At 46.5% G+C, this 16,873-nt stretch carries 17 protein-coding genes; 2 read left to right on the top strand and 15 right to left on the bottom strand.

All coding sequences use genetic code 11. The annotated features are described in order from the left end of the window. Positions 1-25: 25 nt before the first annotated feature. The 8 genes from AC0VXY_RS04615 to AC0VXY_RS04580 all read right to left on the bottom strand — a co-directional run bounded on the left by AC0VXY_RS04615 (position 26) and on the right by AC0VXY_RS04580 (position 7,644). Positions 26-1,051, bottom strand: coding sequence for a TRAP transporter substrate-binding protein (locus AC0VXY_RS04615; RefSeq protein WP_475527079.1), 1,026 nt, complete (start codon positions 1,049-1,051; stop codon positions 26-28). Positions 1,052-1,073: 22 nt separating this feature from the next. After that, positions 1,074-1,724 carry a bifunctional 4-hydroxy-2-oxoglutarate aldolase/2-dehydro-3-deoxy-phosphogluconate aldolase gene (locus AC0VXY_RS04610; protein WP_475527078.1) on the bottom strand — a complete coding sequence of 217 codons (651 nt, stop codon included), beginning with the start codon at positions 1,722-1,724 and terminating at the stop codon, positions 1,074-1,076. Positions 1,725-1,740: 16 nt separating this feature from the next. After that, positions 1,741-2,289, bottom strand: coding sequence for a 6-phospho-3-hexuloisomerase (gene hxlB, locus AC0VXY_RS04605; RefSeq protein ID WP_475527077.1), 549 nt, complete (start codon positions 2,287-2,289; stop codon positions 1,741-1,743). Further along, complete coding sequence (gene hxlA, locus AC0VXY_RS04600; protein ID WP_475527076.1) at positions 2,286-2,909, bottom strand: 3-hexulose-6-phosphate synthase; 624 nt, start codon at positions 2,907-2,909, stop codon at positions 2,286-2,288. Before hxlA ends, hxlB begins: the two co-directional genes overlap by 4 nt. 9 nt (positions 2,910-2,918) lie before the next feature. Beyond that, positions 2,919-3,872, bottom strand: a complete 954-nt coding sequence (locus AC0VXY_RS04595) for a sugar kinase (protein ID WP_475527075.1) — start codon at positions 3,870-3,872, stop codon at positions 2,919-2,921. Positions 3,873-3,888: 16 nt separating this feature from the next. Further along, a complete protein-coding gene (locus tag AC0VXY_RS04590; protein ID WP_475527074.1) occupies positions 3,889-4,890 on the bottom strand; it encodes a LacI family DNA-binding transcriptional regulator in 1,002 nt (333 codons plus the stop codon). A gap of 296 nt (positions 4,891-5,186) precedes the next feature. After that, positions 5,187-5,894 carry a polysaccharide deacetylase family protein gene (locus AC0VXY_RS04585; protein ID WP_475527073.1) on the bottom strand — a complete coding sequence of 236 codons (708 nt, stop codon included), beginning with the start codon at positions 5,892-5,894 and terminating at the stop codon, positions 5,187-5,189. A 277-nt stretch (positions 5,895-6,171) separates the two neighbouring features. After that, positions 6,172-7,644 (bottom strand): PTS transporter subunit EIIC, encoded by a 1,473-nt coding sequence (locus AC0VXY_RS04580; protein WP_475527072.1) that lies wholly within the window; start codon positions 7,642-7,644, stop codon positions 6,172-6,174. Positions 7,645-7,768: 124 nt separating this feature from the next. Here AC0VXY_RS04580 and AC0VXY_RS04575 point away from each other — a divergent pair, with 124 nt between their 5' ends. Beyond that, entirely contained in the window at positions 7,769-9,496 is a 1,728-nt protein-coding gene (locus AC0VXY_RS04575) for an amylo-alpha-1,6-glucosidase (RefSeq protein ID WP_475527071.1), read from the top strand. A 40-nt stretch (positions 9,497-9,536) separates the two neighbouring features. On the opposite strand, the gene AC0VXY_RS04570 is transcribed toward AC0VXY_RS04575, so the two are convergent. The 4 genes from AC0VXY_RS04570 to AC0VXY_RS04555 form a co-directional block, all read right to left on the bottom strand. Continuing rightward, positions 9,537-10,256, bottom strand: coding sequence for a UTRA domain-containing protein (locus tag AC0VXY_RS04570; RefSeq protein WP_475527070.1), 720 nt, complete (start codon positions 10,254-10,256; stop codon positions 9,537-9,539). A gap of 126 nt (positions 10,257-10,382) precedes the next feature. Beyond that, on the bottom strand, positions 10,383-10,997 hold the full coding sequence (locus AC0VXY_RS04565) for a response regulator transcription factor (RefSeq protein WP_475527069.1): 615 nt from the start codon (positions 10,995-10,997) through the stop codon (positions 10,383-10,385). A gap of 4 nt (positions 10,998-11,001) precedes the next feature. Beyond that, entirely contained in the window at positions 11,002-12,096 is a 1,095-nt protein-coding gene (locus tag AC0VXY_RS04560) for a sensor histidine kinase (protein WP_475527068.1), read from the bottom strand. A gap of 26 nt (positions 12,097-12,122) precedes the next feature. After that, positions 12,123-12,506 carry a DUF6069 family protein gene (locus AC0VXY_RS04555; protein ID WP_435992942.1) on the bottom strand — a complete coding sequence of 128 codons (384 nt, stop codon included), beginning with the start codon at positions 12,504-12,506 and terminating at the stop codon, positions 12,123-12,125. 306 nt (positions 12,507-12,812) lie between these two features. Here AC0VXY_RS04555 and AC0VXY_RS04550 point away from each other — a divergent pair, with 306 nt between their 5' ends. Beyond that, a complete protein-coding gene (locus tag AC0VXY_RS04550; RefSeq protein ID WP_475527067.1) occupies positions 12,813-13,115 on the top strand; it encodes a hypothetical protein in 303 nt (100 codons plus the stop codon). Positions 13,116-13,370: 255 nt separating this feature from the next. On the opposite strand, the gene AC0VXY_RS04545 is transcribed toward AC0VXY_RS04550, so the two are convergent. From AC0VXY_RS04545 to AC0VXY_RS04535, 3 genes are all read right to left on the bottom strand, one after another. Beyond that, on the bottom strand, positions 13,371-14,477 hold the full coding sequence (locus tag AC0VXY_RS04545) for a glycosyltransferase (RefSeq protein ID WP_475527066.1): 1,107 nt from the start codon (positions 14,475-14,477) through the stop codon (positions 13,371-13,373). Positions 14,478-14,562: 85 nt separating this feature from the next. Beyond that, entirely contained in the window at positions 14,563-15,048 is a 486-nt protein-coding gene (locus tag AC0VXY_RS04540) for a glycosyl-4,4'-diaponeurosporenoate acyltransferase CrtO family protein (RefSeq protein ID WP_475527065.1), read from the bottom strand. A 15-nt stretch (positions 15,049-15,063) separates the two neighbouring features. Then, positions 15,064-16,551: a phytoene desaturase family protein gene (locus AC0VXY_RS04535; RefSeq protein WP_475527064.1), complete on the bottom strand. Its 1,488-nt coding sequence runs from the start codon at positions 16,549-16,551 to the stop codon at positions 15,064-15,066. Positions 16,552-16,873: the final 322 nt, after the last annotated feature.

Raw genomic sequence — 16,873 nt, 5'->3', positions numbered from 1 at the left:
ATCTCTTCCCTTTTAACAAGCGTTTTTATTTAAGCTTTTTAATCTTTTCAAGCAGGTCTTCTGCTCCCATATCTTTAGCTGCTTTCTCTTGAAGAGGTTCTGCCAGTTTGATGAATGGTTCACGGTCGATTTCGTTTACTTTCGCCCCTTCATCGATGGCTTTCTGTTTGTACTCCTCTTCCTGTGCATAAACGGCTTCTCTTTCCGCTTTCACAGATGCCTCTGCTGCTTCAATGATGATATCCTGCTGTTCTTTTGAATAGGAATCAAATTTTTTCCCGTTCACTAATAAGAAACGTGTGGTGTAATCATGTGCTGTCTCTGTGATATATTTCCCGTTATCCGTTTTGTGATGGTTCTGCTGTACAAAGTATGGATACGAGTTTTCAGATGAATCGACGACATTTTGCTGAAGCGCTTGATATAATTCTCCCCACGCGATCGATGTCGGGATGGCTCCGACTTTCTTCCAATAGTCCGCCACTACACCTGAAGTCTGTGTTCTGAACGTCATTCCCTTAATGTCTTCCATCTTTTCAAGTGGCTTTTTCCCGTAGTAATGTCTCACACCTGCAGACCAGTACCCGATCAGTTTGAAATCATTGTTCGACTTTTCATTGATCAATTTTGCCATTTCTTCCCCGACTTCTCCGTCAACCGTCTTTTCCCAGTGATCGTAGCTGTCAAATAGGTAAGGCAATGCCAAGAGGTCAATTTCCTTGATTCCTGTCTGAGTCATAAAACCAGGTGAAACGAGTACCACATCCGCTCCCCCAAGCTTCAGCTTTTCAACAAGTTCTGATTCTTCCGTTCCGATGGTTCCTGCGTGCACTTCCACTTCGATATCCCCGTCTGACTTACTTTCCGCCACTTCCTTGAATTTCAGCAAACCTGTTTGGTATGGATTATCCGGTGATGTCTGGTTATGCGCCGCTACGATCTTGATTTTCTTCCCTGCTTCTCCCCCTGATGCTTCGTCACTTCCGCATCCAGCCAGAATGCCGGAAACAGCCAACAATAATACAAATGAAAGTAAGAAAAATTTCTTCATCCCTAATTCCCCCTTGTTATGATTAAATGGTTTGAACAGCCTTTACCTTCTGAACGATTTGCCTGTATTCACGTGCTTTCTGAGTCAAACGCTGAAAATCTTCTTGATGCTGCAATTGCTTTGTATTCACTAAGTTGCCCCCAAGACCGACAGCCAACGCACCTGCTTCCAGATATTCCGCAAGATTATCCATATTGATCCCCCCGGTCACCATCAGCGGGATCGATGGGAATGGACCGTGAATGCTCTTCACATAGCCTGGTCCGAAGGTGTTTGCCGGAAAGACCTTGATCATGTCCGCCCCGAGCTCATATGCCGTCAGGATTTCCGTCGGTGTCAGGGCACCCGGTATACTCGGGATGCCGTAGCGCTTGGTCATCTTCACCGTCTCCGGATTGAAGGATGGTGAAACGATGAATTCACATCCTGCCATGATCGCGGCACGTGCCGTTTCCGGATCGAGGACAGTGCCTGCACCGGTCAAGACCCGACCGTCCATTTCCTCTCGGACGATCTCGATCAACCTAGTAAACTTCGGTGTCTCCGCCGTGATCTCAAGCACCTTCACTCCGCCCTCATTCAAAGCTTCTGCGATCGGCAGAATCGTTTGCGGAGTGGCTTCACGGATGACGGCCACAAGGATTTCTTCTTTCATAAACTCTACTGGATTCATTCCTTCACCGACCCCTTTACTCTATATTTGCATGCCGTTTGGCCATGGTTTCATTCGTATCCCCATCATCCAGTGTCCCGATGATGACTGCGTCAAGCACCAGATGGACCGACTGATCGAACTGGTTCCCGAGAGGCTGAATCGTTTCCGGTTCCTCCGCTCTCCGGAACTTCGTCGCAGCGGGGATGATCATGATCCCGTCGCTGATCGACGCAAGCTTTGATTCCCGGTTCGTTGTAACGAGGAAAACACTCGCACCAATTTCTTTCGCTTTCGAAGCAAATTGAACAATCGCTCCTGTAGAGCCAGACCCTGAAATGGCGATGAGAAGATCTCCTTCGTCCATGCTGGGTGTGATGGTTTCCCCAATGACATAGACCGGAAAGCCTCCGTGCATCAAACGCATGGCAAATGCTTTCCCCATCAAACCGGAACGTCCTTCACCATATACGAAAATTCGCTTGGCTGTTTTTAACTGCTCTGAAAGGTGGATCGCTTCTCCTTCGTTCACCTTTGATAAAACTTCTGAGATTTCACCCGCTACCGACGTGATGATTGATTTCATTCTTTGATCAGTCCCTTCATCGCCCTTGCAGCCTCTGCTGGATCGGCTGCCTTTGTGATAGCGCTGCCAATAATGACCGTATCGGGGCTATTTTTCACAATGCCTGGCAGTGTCTCAAGTGTGATCCCTCCGGCAACAGCCGTATCGAGTCCACTGATTCCTTGTATCAGATCAAACAGGCTGCCGGTGCTTTCACCTGTTTCCTGCATGTCTTTTCCAATATGCAGACTGACAAGGGATACACCAAGTTCCTGTAATTCCCGGACTCTCTTATTCTCGGAAACTCCCAGAAGGTCGATCATCACTCTTTTCCCTCGTGATGCTGCCACCTCGAGAGTATCGGTGATCGTTTTATAGGCAGAGAACGCCATGACAGTCGTGATATCCGCCCCAGCATCAAATGCTTGAATCGTCTCATGTTTACCGGCATCGCATGTTTTCATATCAGCGACAATGATTTTATCCGGATACTTCTCCCGGATGTCACGGACAATCGCCATTCCATATTCCTTAATCACACCGGTACCAATCTCAATCCAGTCCACGTAAGGACCCGTCTTTTCCAAAATCTGAAAGCATTCTTCCCTGGTCAGGCGGTCTAGCGCCACTTGTATATTCATCCCATCCCCCTATCTTTCCACTCGTTCTTTTTCCCCCAAATGGACAAGGACATCTTCTAAATACGGCAGCCCTTCATTATCACCTGTCACACTGACGACCATCGATCCGATGATGTTCGCGAAGTGAAGCGCTTTCTCCAAGGGCCAGTTCTGCAGGATCCCGTAAATGAAGCCTGCATCGAATCCGTCACCGGCACCTACCGTATCCACCACTTTCTTCGCTTTAACAGCAGGGGCTTCAACGTATTCACCGTCCGCATATCCAATTGAACCTTCCTCACCTTTCTTAATGGCAAGATGGGTGATGCCGAATTGCTTACAATTCTCGATGATTTCATTCGTGTCTGATGTTCCGAACAGCAGCTCGGCTTCCTCGATACCCGTCAGAAGGATGTCGACATATGGGAGGAAGCTTCTCAGCACGTCCCTCGCTTCATTCTCACCCCACAGTTTTAGTCTGATATTCGGGTCGCAAGAAACCCTCACTCCATGCTTTTTAGCCTCGATTATCGCATGGCGGATGAGCTCAATATTCTTCGTTTTATCCACTGCCAGGAATACCCCGGTGATATGGAGGATCTTCGTGTTTTTCAAAAACTCTTCGTTCAGGGTTTCCTTTGTCAACACCGTTGTAGGAGAACGGTCTCTGTAGTAGAAGGTCCGTGAGCTCCCATCCCCCATGATTTCCTTGAAATTCAGAGAAGTCGGATATCCATCCGCCAGTTCTACTTCGGACACATCCACACCTTCACCGCGGACGGTGTTGAAGATATGCCTTCCGAATTCATCATTCCCAAGGCGGCTGATCCAACCGGTCTTCAATCCAAGCCGTGCACAGCCAATCGCAAAGTTCAGCTCGGCTCCCCCGATTTTCCGTTCAAAAGAAGAGACAAACCGCATCGGGCCCGTCGATGACGGATCGAGAGTGATCATCGCATCGCCTATCGTCACTACATCATTCATGGGTAACACCCTTTCTCTAACAAGATTCCCGTATGATTAACTTTGGATCAAAACGGAATACCAATCCCTCATCCTGATCCTCTTTTTTCTGGATTTTGTTTAATAAAAATTCCGCCGCTTTCTTCCCGATCTCAAACGTGGGCTGAGCCACGATCGTCAATCCCGGTTCATAGAAACCCGCAAAGGACACATCGTCGATTCCGATGATGGCCAAGTCTTCAGGAACCTTCACATGATTTTCTTTTACATATTTCAAGATTTCAATTAGTGTTAAATCATTTCCCGCAAGGATCGCTTCCGGGGGATCGTCCAGGGTTAGCAGCTCGTGAACCCCTTCTCTGATCCTGCTTACTTCCAGGCTCTTGATGTAGTCCTCCCGGATGTCCAGGCCATTGGCATTCATCGTATTCTTATAGCCGTTGATTCTCTCCATCCTTGGCGTGACATTCCGGATTACGTTCGTAATGATGCCAATCTTCGTGTAGCCCCTGTCAATGAAATGTTGGATTCCTACCCCCGCCGCTTTCTCGTTATCAAGAAGCATCGATGGAATCGGTACATCAGGCACCGTCCGGTCAACGAATACAATCGGATAGCCCTCCTTCAGCATCTCATTGTATAAGGCCGCATTATCCCCGGTTGGCAGCAGGATGATCCCATCCACCTGCTTGGCACGGAGCATTTCGATATACTTCCGCTCCTTCTCAGGATCATCATCTGCGTTACAAACAATCGTGTGAAACTCTACTTCTTGGCAGGTGTCTTCAATTGCCCGGATTACCTGAGTCGAGAATGTGTGAAGGATATTCGCCACAATCACCCCGATCGTCGTCGTCGACTTCTGCTTGAGGCTCCTTGCGACAATATTCGGTCGATACCCAAGCTCTTTGATAGATTCTTCTATTCGATTCTTCGTTTCTTCCCTCATATAATCAAAACGATTATTTAAGTACTGGGAAACGGTACTCTTAGATACATTCGCATGCTGAGCAACATCAGCAATCGTCACTTTTTTCATTCCATAGTCTCCAACTTTCATTTCCTAAACCGGTTTACTAAATCGGTTTACTAAATCGATTTATTGAAATTATATGATAATTGAAAGCGCTTTACAATATGTTTTTTGAAAATTTGTAGATTTTTTGTTTTGGGCATAGAAAAAACACGTAAGGGACGCGTTTTTATAATAATAATTTACTGTGGACGGTTCTTACCCTACTTTCCGGGAAAATACGGCATGAAGTGGGGCTATTAATAGAAAGACCCACCTTTTTTAAAAAAGAAAAGTAGAGTGAGAACGTCCTCACTCTACCTCTATTTACCACTTAATTCCTGAAGCTCATTAACCGTGACAAATGTATATCCCTGATTTGATAATGATTGTATGATCCCTTCCAGAGCTCTCATTTCCTCACCTGTTTCGTCATACATGGCATGCATTAAAATAATGGAACCTGGTGTAATTAGTTCGTTCACATATTCAATTTTATCTGCAGCATCCGTATAAAAAGTATCCGGTTCGATATTCCAAGTGATCGTGTCTCGATTATGCTTCGATAAATAATAAGGCAGTCCTACAATCTTTTTACCGTTTGGTGGTCGAAAATCAATTTCTCCTGAATAACCAGCTTTCCTAATTAAATCGTCTGTTTTTTCAATTTCTTCTTTAATAAACGAAGGTGATTTCAAAATCATTCGCTGGTGGGAATATGTATGATTTCCGATCTGATGACCTTCGTTTACTAGTTTCTGCGCTTCTTCAGGACTTTCTTCCATTTCGCTCCCGATCAGAAAGAAAGTTGCTTGGATACCATACTTTTTTAACAATGCGGTGATATCACCCACATTCTTGGTCGGACCGTCATCAAACGTTAATGCAACCATTTTTTGATTGGTTTCCACTTTATGTGTCAGCCCTCCAAATAATTGAAACGTTCTTGCATTCATCAATTTAAACGTACCGAATAATAAGAAGAAAATGATTAAAATGACTGCGCCCATAATTATGAGTTTCATTTTCATCAGTGGTCATTACCCCTTTTATGTCTTAATTCCTTTAATAGTACTCCGATTACAAACCTGCCCCTTTAACGAGCTGCCGGGACAGGTACCTCGGCCCGATTTTTAACTATTGTACCATGCAGAAGCATGGAGACGGTTCTCCACTTAAGAACAAAGGTCCGTCCCAGCGTGCATTAACGAATTAACGCACCCTGGGACGGACCTTTGAAATTACAATTACCAAACGAGGCACCTATCCACCAGACACCGCATCTTCTTTCTGTCAAACCGATGCATTCTACGCCTTCAACTTCTCATCCTTCACACTAGCCATACTTTCAGTCTTCTCATCCACTGTCTTGCCACTCTTGAACAAATGGCTCTTGAAAAATCCGAACGTCAATCCAACAGTGATGACAAATGTGATGGCCATTCCGGTAAAATAAAACGCCCAGTGTTCAGGATAAACAGAAAGGAACGATAACACTCCGCCTACCCCGACGGATGTAGCTCTCACCCCTTGTGATGCGAGGTACGCGCTTCCGATGGCGCTTCCGATCATGACGGCGATGAACGGGTAGCGGAATCGAAGGTTGATTCCGTAGATGGCTGGTTCCGTGACCCCTAGCCATGCAGACAGTGTTGCCGTTAACGACACACCTTTCAATTTCTTGTTCTGCTTTATGATGAAAAACATGGTCAACGCGGCCGCACCTTGAGCGAGTGTAACCGTTTCCCCGATCGGCCATAGCGTGACGTAGCCAAGCGTTCCAGCCATTTGCAGGTTTACTCCTAAAAAGATGTGATGCATCCCTGTGATCACAAGGGGGCCAGAGATGAATCCATACACGGCACCGGCAAATGCAGGCGAAACTTCAAATAAATAAAGTATTCCATCCGTGATCCAGTTCGAGCCTGTCATCGTGATCGGTCCGATGACTCCGAACGTCAACAGCCCCGCAAATACCAATGCAAGCGGTGCCACAAAAATCATCTGTAAATTATCAGGAATGTACCGCTTCAATTTCTTTTCCGACCAAGTCAAGATCAATGTCGCAAAAATAACCGGGAGCACCTGACCCTGATAGCCAATCTTAGCAATGTCCCATCCGAACAAGCTCCAATATTCAACATCCCCCGGATTTTCTGCATACGCATATGCGGACATCAACGAAGGGTGAACCAATAACAACCCGAGCACGATTCCGAGTAATGGGCTTCCGCCGAACTTCCTGGCAGCAGACCAGGCGATGAGTACAGGCAGGAATGTAAACGCTGTATTCGCTATCACATTAATGAACTCGGCAAAGCCTGTCCACCCCGTATGAACATCTAATAATGATTTTTCGTCGTAAAAGATGCCCGGATTGGCAAGAAGGTTATTCAATCCTAACAGCAGTCCGGCCGCAACGATAGCCGGCAGGATCGGGATGAAGATATCCGCCAGGACCCTCACACCCTTTTGGATGACATTCCCTTTCTCCGCCACTTCCTTCTTCATTTCGTCTTTGCTCACAGCCTCAGCTCCAGTTTGCTGGACAAACTCGCTGTAAACCTTTTCAACCATGCCCGGACCGATAATCACCTGAAATTGACCACTCGCCGAGAACGTCCCTTTCACGAGTTCGTTTTCTTCCAACGCTTCTATATCTACCAGACTCTCATTCACTAACACCAAACGGAGCCTTGTTACACAATGCGACACACTGCTGACGTTTTCCGCACCGCCTATATTCTTTATAATGTCAGCAACGTTTTCTTTAAATCCCATCTTCTTGACCTCCTCAGTTAATCGCTTTCATAAAAATTCTAACTTGTTTAAACAAGTTCGTTATAGTACAGTATAAATTGTTATGAATCATTGTCAAGACAATTTTGAAAAAGGAGTGTTCAACATGGATATAAGCATCACACCGATGAGCCACTTCGGTTCCTATATGGCCCTAACCTACCAGGAAAGCGATATTCCTGAAAAAAACGGATTGTATATAAATTCAGTAAGGGGGAAATCCAAGCAACATCAGAATGCCCTCAAGATCATCCCTACTGTGAACGGGGCCTCTGCCCCCTACACATATAAAGCGGATGAATTTCAAATCTCACTTTCATTCGACGGAGGGGAATTGCACCTGTGCTTTGAAGACTCAGAGCGTATTTATGTAAAAGGCATCGGGGAAAACGTCGGGCTCACACTCGATACCCAACCCGTCTTCAACTTTGAATATAACTATCTATTAGGTAATCCAGGCAAAGAGTTCAGTCTGATTAACAGCTACAAGAATCTCACTAAGTACATGATCTTCGCACCGAACGGCACCGTTTCCCTGCAACAAAATGTATTCATGGACACGACAGGCAGCACGGTAGAAGCGGATAATCTCTCCAATATCCACATTACTCAACCCGACGGTGCACAGGAATTCCTATGTGTCATTGAAGACGTCCCAACCCATGGGGCCATGCCTGAAGAAAGAGAATACAGCTTTGAAGCGGCTCTTGATAAAAGCACGAACCATTTTCTGACGTTCTTATCAAAACAGCCCCCTGCCCCTGATGGATATGAACAAACACTCAGAGAAGCTGCTTACCTGAACTGGAGCTGTATCGTCAATGAGCAGGGCCTCTTGAAACGGAAAGCGATGTACATGTCGAACCGCAACTTCCCGGGGGTTTGGAGTTGGGACAACGCCTTCAACGGTCTCGCTCTCGCCGGTGTCGATGATCGACTCGCATGGGACCAGATCCAGCTCTTATTCGATCACCAGGACGACAAGGGGCAGATCCCGGGATCCATCAGCGACTCGACCATCCGCTGGAATTTCTCCAAGCCACCGGTGCAAGGATTATTCGTATTGAAGATGATGGAAAAAATGATTCTCTCCACCGACCAATTGGAGACCATCTATTCCCAGATTAAGAGACACGTAGAATTCTATCTTCACTACAAGGATTTCAACCGTGACGGCATCTGTGAGTATCATCATGGAAATGATTCCGGCCAGGATAACAGCACCGTTTTTAAAGATGCCAATATCATCGACTCACCCGACTTGACCGCGTTCTTGATCAAGTCGATGGACATGCTGGCTATCGTATCCGAAAAACTGGGGCGTCCTCATGATATGGCCTATTGGGAAAGAGAAGCAGACAGATACATGAAAAAATTCTGCGACTACTTCCTCGTAGATGATCTTCCCGTCGCACGCTTCACAAAGGACGGAGCATTAATTGAAAGTCAAGGTTACCTGCCGCTTGTGTCGCTTATCCTTGCCGGGAAACTGCCCGAGGCTGCACGCAAAAAAATGATCGGGACGCTGAGCAGTGACCGCTACCTAACAAAATGGGGAATCGCTTCTGAAGCCATCGACAGCCCACTTTATGAAGAAGATGCCTACTGGAGGGGACCGATCTGGGCGCCGACGACACTACTTTTCGTGGAAGCATTTGAAGAATGTGGGGAACATGAACTGGCAAAAGAAGTGGCCCGAAAATTCCTCGAACTCTGCAAACACGGCGGATTCGCGGAAAACTTCCACGCCGAAACGGGAGAAGGATTAAGGGACCTCGCCCACACATGGACATCCAGCGTGTTCATCCACCTGGCTGCAAAACTGGCTCAATAATGCAAAAAAAGTGTACGGGACATATGCCTCGTACACTTTTTCATTTCCGCTGTGTCTGATCAAAGAAGACGAAATTTCCAGGTGTGTGACGCGACCGGGTATGCTCGAACATTACACCATCACCATTGAAGATGTGGCTCGTCACCACCACGACACTATTGAATCCATCCAGCTTCAAATACTTTTCGTCCGCTTCCGTTGTCCGCTCCACCACCATCTTTCGCTTCGCCGTGACCGCCCGCTGGTTCAACTCCCTGTCCAGATACTCATAAATTGAATCCTCCGCAATCTCGACCGTGAGCCCCTTCACGACATCCTTACGGAAATAATTGTAGTCCATGATCACCGGATTTCCTTCTAAGTAACGGATCCGCTTCAGATGATACACCTCAACTCCGACCGGGATCAACGTATGTGCATGAAGTGTCTCATCCACCGTCAACTCCTCAAACACAACCACCTTCGTCTCATGCTTCTTATGGTTCCTAAGGGAAAACTCCTTGAACGTCTCCGTCTCCCCGAACATATACTCATTCTGCTTGAAATCCTGATAAATCACACGAGCCCCCTGCCCATGCTTCGTCTGCACATATCCCTCGCTCACTAGATTCCCAATCGCCCTCCGCACCGTATTCCTCGAGCAATCATACTCCTTCACCAGCATATTCTCAGAAGGCAGCAGCCGCTGATACTCATAGACATTTTGTTCGATTTTTTGTTTTAAGTCTTCGTAGATTTCTATGTATTTAGTTTTTGGCATAGTGGCCTCCTAGACATAACCGTTGTTCTTATAGTAGATAGTAACATAAGTTAGGAAGCATGGGGACGGTTCTCGTGCTTCCTTTTTGAGCAAAGCGGAGCAACAGAACCGTCCCCGTGCTTCTTCTCACCCTGCCCCAGATCCAATCCACCCTTTCACCCTCGCAATCTTCACGGCATCGAGACGGTTTTTCGCTTCTACTTTTTGGATGATTTCAGAGATGTAGTTCCGTATGGTGGGAGGAGATAGATATAAGAGTTTACTCATTTCGTTTACGGAATAGCCTTCTTCAAGATGGATGAGGATGTCTTGTTCCCTTTTTGTCAGTGGATTCATTTCTTCGAACATCGAATGGGAGAGTTGTGGACTGAATACTTTTTGACCTGTTAGGATGGTCCGTAAATGCACAGCCAATTGGGATACGGGGGAATCTTTCAGGAGATAGCCATACACCCCTGCCTGGATGGCGCGCTGCAAGTAGCCGCTCCGTGCGAAGGTGGTCACGATCACAATGCGGCAAGGGTGTCCCTCCCCTTTCAGTGTTTCCGCTGCTTCAAGGCCGCTTACGATTGGCATTTCTATATCCAGGATGGCGATGTCAGGGGATGTCTGTCTTATGAGGTGCAGGCCTTCTTCCCCATTTTCCGCTTCCCCCACCAGTTCAATATCCGGTTCTAAGGACAATAGCTTCCCAATCGCCCCTCTTACCATCCCTTGATCTTCTGCGATGATGATTCTCATGTTCTCACCTCTCTTCACTTATTGGCTTTTCAATTTTTGGTACAGAAATGGTTATCTTCATCCCTCGACCAGCATTCGATGTCCAGTGCAGAGTCCCTTCAATCATGCGAAGGCGCTTCTTCATCCCCATCAAACCGCTTCCTTCATGACCTCTATTCATCCCTTCCATGCCGACTCCATCGTCTTCAATCTCCAGGATGAAAGAATCACTATTTTCATAAATGGCCATCCAACAATTTTCAGCCTGACTGTGCTTCACGATATTGGTCACACATTCCCGAAGGCACAAGCCGAGGATTTTCCCATTCACCAGAGGGATTCTTTCCAAATCCATCGTCTGGACATGGACCTCTATTCCCGCTGACTGGAGGAAATGTGAGACTTGCTCCACTTCTTCCGATAGCCTGACAGACTGCATATCACTGACCAATTTCCGGACTTGTATCAACGTATTCCGGGAAATGTCTTGAAGCTCGCGTACCTCCTGGATCGCCTCATCAGGGTTCCGACGAACGAGCTGTTCCACGAGTTCCCCCTTCAAGGTTAAAAGGGATAGAGTATGCCCGAGCGTATCATGCAGGTCTCTCGCAATCCGTTCTCTTTCCTCAATTTTGATGAGGCGGGCAATTTCTTCATTCGCACCCAGAAGCTCTGTTTTTATTTGATTCGAAATCTGTTGGTTACGGAGGAAATACGGCAACCCAATGAAAAGGATGAGGATCGGGATCCAGGACAAATCCTGTGTTCCTAAGTTAAATTCAACATGATACCATACAGACGTGACATACAAGGCGGCCATCGATCCAGTATAGACCGTGATTCTTCTAAACGAGGGAAGAAATCCGGTGACAATAGCAGGATACATTCCGAACCAGATATTCCACGGATTAAAGAGGATGATCAATGCCATTACACACAAATGCTGAATCACTATGCCTGATTCACGATATTTTACGTGTGACGTACTTCCCCAAAAGGCAAGGGCAAGCACTAGAAAAAAAACATACCCATACCACTTATCTTCAAAAGGCAGGAGCAACATATAGAAAGAAGGAATGATGAGCAGCCTCCACCAAGGAAACGTTGCGATTGTCGGCATCCTTCATCCCCCTCCCTCTACGAATCTCAAGATTTTGTTCTACTGACCGTCCGATCCATCCAGCCCGGAAGCCATGCAATGGAAAGAGTCGCCACAAATCCATGTAACGTATTCGCTACACCAGCAATACCCGGCTCTGCAGGAAACGCCCAATCAAATAGGGAAAGGGCCAATGCCACCCCAATCGTAATGAAGGCATACATCCATCGCGGTCTCGCACTTCGCTTCTTTAACTTCGCATAAATCAGTGCCCCGACGATATTCACGACAACCGACATCAAGAAGATCGACACCGGCGTTATCTTCTCAAATGTAACGTCTAACAAAAAGCATAGCAAGTAATACACCACGATTGCGGCCACACCGGAAATCGCCCCCACCATACACCCAACCTTTACACTATTCTTCATACATGCACCTACTCTCATAAACTAAAAATCTGCTTACATCGTAGCATGTGGTAATAGGTGGAAATAGTGATAAATATCATTTGTTTGGAAGCGCGGGGACGGTTCTTATGCTTCCTTTTCACCCATAGAAAACCTCAAACCTCCCCTAACTCCTCACCCAACAATCCCACCAGCATCCAATCCCGTCCCTTTATCATTGGCTATCTATGAGCCAAGGGACCTGGCCCTCAGTATCAGAGTTCACCCAATATCAGAGTAGTATCATCCATTCATATCCACTATAATAGTATGAAGAAGGTGAGAAAAATGGACAAGCAAATCGTGAGCATGTTATCCGATATTCAACGGAACATTAAAGAATTAGACAGTAACATAAAGGAATTAGACAGTAATATGAAGGAGTTCGACGGTAAACTGAAGGAATTCGGAAATGATTTAAAAGAGGTAAAGCAAACGGTAAATAGAATTGAAACATCACAATCAGAAGATGTCCTTGGTAAGTTAAAAGTAGGCAACCAACGTTCTGAAACAGACTTTCATTATCTGAACACAAGAATCACTGATATTGATAAACGGGTGTTCACCCTTGAGAATCGAGCTGAAAGGTAATCGTCATTACTCTATACAACGTTATGGCGAATTACCCTATACCTACTCTTCGTTCCCTCTCACCATGATCCACACTCCATTTCTTCGATTTTTCTTTTGTTAGACCATTCCATCATAAAACCAAAAAGGGTGTCTGACCTACTGGGGTCAGGCACCTTTTTTTCACGACTCATTTAACCATCTGTCAATCCACTGCTGGAAAGCCATGGGGACAGATACCTTCGTCTACCTTAAAAACTCTAGAAAAGAGGCCCTTCACACCTTTATCCTCCGCCCCTTCCACTTCACAGAATGAAAAACATTCACCCGAACGAAAGAATAAAGGAAAATCACCGCGAAGAATAAAAACAGCAACGGATAAAAAGGGTAATACACCCATCTGAAATCCCCGACCCTGCGGGCAAACCATGCCGTTTGAACCGCATAGAGGATATACAATACCCCATTGACGATCGTAGCGGCGGTTCTTCCCTCTATAATCGAAGAAATCAATGAAGATGCGGTGGTTAAACTGCCCGTAATCCAGAGGATCACCATCAACATAACGACGGGATGAGTGGACTTCGAACCAACGGCAAAACTTTTGCACCAGCCTTCGATAAGACTCCCCAAGCCTTCCGGATACATGCGGAACGAAATGATTCCCCTGCCGCCAAGACAGCGAACGGGAAGATTTTGATCGAGAAAGGCCTCTCCCAGTGCCAGATCATCCATGATGGCCCCCTCGATTTTTTCATGTCCTCCGGATAAAAAGTAATCGTCTCGATTACATAGAATACATGGTCCGAACGAGCCGGCTGCCTTGAACCGGGATCCCCAGACAGTAAAGAGATTCATGCCCACCACGACGATGATGTTAAAGACAATGGAGAGGTGCTCATACACACGCTCCACGGTGTGATAGGGCTGCAAGGCGAGGATACCCCTTGCTCCTTTTCCCTGGTAGTAATGAAGAAGATTACGTAATCCATCCACACTGGTAAATCGGGTATCGGCATCGAGGAACAGCAGCCAGCTCCCTTTTGCTTCCTTGGCCCCGCGCCAGCAGGCAGACGATTTTCCTGCCCCTTTATTCTGGAGGACCGTTACACCATAGCTTTCTGCGACAGCCACGGTACGATCCGATGAATCGTCATCCACCAACAGAATTTCAAATCCCTTAAATCGCTGCTCCTGCAACGACTGCAATAACGGGGAGATCCTGGCTTCTTCATTCCTGGCAGGGATAATGATGGACACAAACGGCAAGCCGTCCGTACTTCTTGAGATGAAACCCGGAACCGGCAAGGACCAAAACATAATGATGCCAATGATAATCCCCAGGAAACCCAGGATGAGATTGATCACTTCTGAAGCTGTCATTTAACCTGCCTCCTCCCTCTAGAAACTACCAACGTGACAATCCCCGTTCAACCTTTATGTAGCTACTTCCTTACAGTAGTCCGCTTCATTTCTTCCCAATGCCTGACGTGATCGCCGATATGCGGCCCCGATTGTACCGTTGAACAACAATAATCGGAAGGTTGAAGACAACAGCATACAGGATCATCACCCATCCCGCCCAAACTGGATTCCATATAAAGAACAGCGGCGCAGGGAGAATGGAGAGCCAATGGGTTAATTCCGCGCGTTTCGTTTCTGCCGCGAATATCATCAAGTCCCTCGACCTCGTGCCATGCAAGCCCTTTTTACTGTATCCCTTTTTGAAAAAAATCGTGCCATCCAGAATCAATCCCTTCCACGTTTTCACCCGGAATAAACGCTGCCACAGCTTTCCGGACTGTTCAAAAGGGAACGTCCGAAACCATAAATGGTCTTTCAGAAACCACGTCAAAGGCAGTTTCAAACAAACGGCCGAAATGGCGAGATGAAAGAACGTCCAGGCAATCACATCAATGAGTATGATCCAATGATCAGGCAGTGAGACGATCATGACACCACTCCTTTTTTAAAAAGAATCCCTCTTCACAATGCTCTCGCCTACAAGCTGGCCGCTTAAGGTCACCATCGGCATTCCGCCTCCCGGATTCACCGTCCCCCCGACAAAATAGAGGTTGTCGTAGCGTTCACTCTGTTTCGGATGCTTCAACCCTTTGTTCTTCTTACTGTCTGACACAGTCCCATAAATCGCTCCGCGGTCGGAGCCATACGTGCGCCTGATATCTTCCGGTGTCCACATATCCCTGGTGACAATGTTATCACGCAAGCCATCAAGGCCCATTTTCTCCAACTTGATCAGGACCCGCTCAGCGAATTGTTCATAGTCCTCTTGCGTATACGGATTCGCGTCCCGGATAAAAGGAATATGAGGCAGCACCTTAATATTTTCATGGCCTGGAGGTGCCTGAGTCGGATCGGTCTTATTCACATTGACGAGATATATGACCGGATCATCCGGCAGTTCATGGCGGTGGAAGATCGATTCCATTTGCTCTTTCATATTTTTAGCAAAAAAGAAATTATGATGGCCGAGCTGCGGATAACTCTTCTTCACACCCAGATGCATCACGAGACCGGAACTCGCTGGTTCGAATTTCTTTTTTAATTTATCAATATATTCGCTGTCTTCCTCCAGTAATCGCTCGTAAACCGGTATGACTTCCATATTGGACACATAATGATCGGCGGTCACCCGTGTCCCGTCTTCCAACACGGCTCCGGTAATGTCGCCATCCTTCTTTTCAAGTTTGACGATCTGCTTTCCAAGGTGGAAGGTCACCCCCACTTCTTCCGCCAGCTTCACAAGGGCGTCCGCAAGCTTGTGCAAACCGCCGGGAACGTACCATGCTCCCTGATCATGCTGCATGTAGATCATCATATTCATCACGGCCGGCGCATCGTAAGGGGACGAACCCACATACTTGATAAAATAGGAAAGCATATCGCGAAACTGCTCATGACTGATCCGCTTATCGAGGGATTTATGCACTGTGGACATCAGGTCAATGTTCTTCAAGACACTGAACAGTCCCGCCTGCTTGACGATTCCTTTTGCCGTATCCGCACCTTTAAATAAGGTTTTATCCGTCATATCGTAATGAGTCTTCGAATGCTCCAACAGACGTTGATATTCACGAATGTCCTTTTCACTGAGAGAGGCATTCTTCTCTCGCATGTCGTTCACATCTTCATATAAGTCTATGACATTTCCATCGGGGAAAAAGGAACGCCATTGATGATCCAGCTTTTCAATTTGGACATAATCTTTCATCGATTTACCGCTGGCCGCAAACAATTTCTCAAAGATCTGCGGCATCGTCAAAATGGAAGGGCCAAGATCAAAACCAAAGCCGTCTTGCTCGAGCCGGTTCAACTTTCCTCCAATGTGATCGTTTTTTTCATATAAGGAAACATCGTATCCCGCCTGTGCGAGTGTAATGGCAGCCGACACCCCGCCGAGTCCGCCTCCAATGATAAGTACCGTTTTCGTTTTCAATGGTTACCGTTCCTCCTGTTCGGAAATCTTGTTTGGAGTATGTATGTTTATCTAAAACACTTTCAACATCTGCCTGGAATTGTGCCAGTGCTTCTTTCAATACATCAAGTCTGTATCTTCCGCACTTATCTTATACCCTCACTGCCACTAAGAAAAAACGTTGAATGTGCTTGGGTCATGGTTCAATATGGAGGGGAAGCATGGGGACGGTTCTCCTGCTTCCTTTTTGAACAAGGTAAAGCATTTCAAGAAAATAGTTACAAAATAGCCCCACTCCCAATCATGGAGTGAAGCTCATCACTACCTTATCCATATAATAAAT

The sequence above is a fragment of the Rossellomorea sp. QJM3NY_18 genome (assembly GCF_056173145.1).
The sequence above is the reverse complement of the archived record's forward strand: the minus strand, read 5'-3'. Positions and strand labels throughout refer to the sequence as shown.

Bases quoted from the DNA above. Each gene is read 5' to 3' on its own strand.
- AC0VXY_RS04615 (WP_475527079.1), bottom strand. From the start codon at position 1,051: ATGAAGAAATTTTTCTTACTTTCATTTGTATTATTGTTGGCTGTTTCC.
- AC0VXY_RS04610 (WP_475527078.1), bottom strand. From the start codon at position 1,724: ATGAATCCAGTAGAGTTTATGAAAGAAGAAATCCTTGTGGCCGTCATC.
- hxlB (WP_475527077.1), bottom strand. From the start codon at position 2,289: ATGAAATCAATCATCACGTCGGTAGCGGGTGAAATCTCAGAAGTTTTA.
- hxlA (WP_475527076.1), bottom strand. From the start codon at position 2,909: ATGAATATACAAGTGGCGCTAGACCGCCTGACCAGGGAAGAATGCTTT.
- AC0VXY_RS04595 (WP_475527075.1), bottom strand. From the start codon at position 3,872: ATGAATGATGTAGTGACGATAGGCGATGCGATGATCACTCTCGATCCG.
- AC0VXY_RS04590 (WP_475527074.1), bottom strand. From the start codon at position 4,890: ATGAAAAAAGTGACGATTGCTGATGTTGCTCAGCATGCGAATGTATCT.
- AC0VXY_RS04585 (WP_475527073.1), bottom strand. From the start codon at position 5,894: ATGAAAATGAAACTCATAATTATGGGCGCAGTCATTTTAATCATTTTC.
- AC0VXY_RS04580 (WP_475527072.1), bottom strand. From the start codon at position 7,644: ATGGGATTTAAAGAAAACGTTGCTGACATTATAAAGAATATAGGCGGT.
- AC0VXY_RS04575 (WP_475527071.1), top strand. From the start codon at position 7,769: ATGGATATAAGCATCACACCGATGAGCCACTTCGGTTCCTATATGGCC.
- AC0VXY_RS04570 (WP_475527070.1), bottom strand. From the start codon at position 10,256: ATGCCAAAAACTAAATACATAGAAATCTACGAAGACTTAAAACAAAAA.
- AC0VXY_RS04565 (WP_475527069.1), bottom strand. From the start codon at position 10,997: ATGAGAATCATCATCGCAGAAGATCAAGGGATGGTAAGAGGGGCGATT.
- AC0VXY_RS04560 (WP_475527068.1), bottom strand. From the start codon at position 12,096: ATGCCGACAATCGCAACGTTTCCTTGGTGGAGGCTGCTCATCATTCCT.
- AC0VXY_RS04555 (WP_435992942.1), bottom strand. From the start codon at position 12,506: ATGAAGAATAGTGTAAAGGTTGGGTGTATGGTGGGGGCGATTTCCGGT.
- AC0VXY_RS04550 (WP_475527067.1), top strand. From the start codon at position 12,813: ATGGACAAGCAAATCGTGAGCATGTTATCCGATATTCAACGGAACATT.
- AC0VXY_RS04545 (WP_475527066.1), bottom strand. From the start codon at position 14,477: ATGACAGCTTCAGAAGTGATCAATCTCATCCTGGGTTTCCTGGGGATT.
- AC0VXY_RS04540 (WP_475527065.1), bottom strand. From the start codon at position 15,048: ATGATCGTCTCACTGCCTGATCATTGGATCATACTCATTGATGTGATT.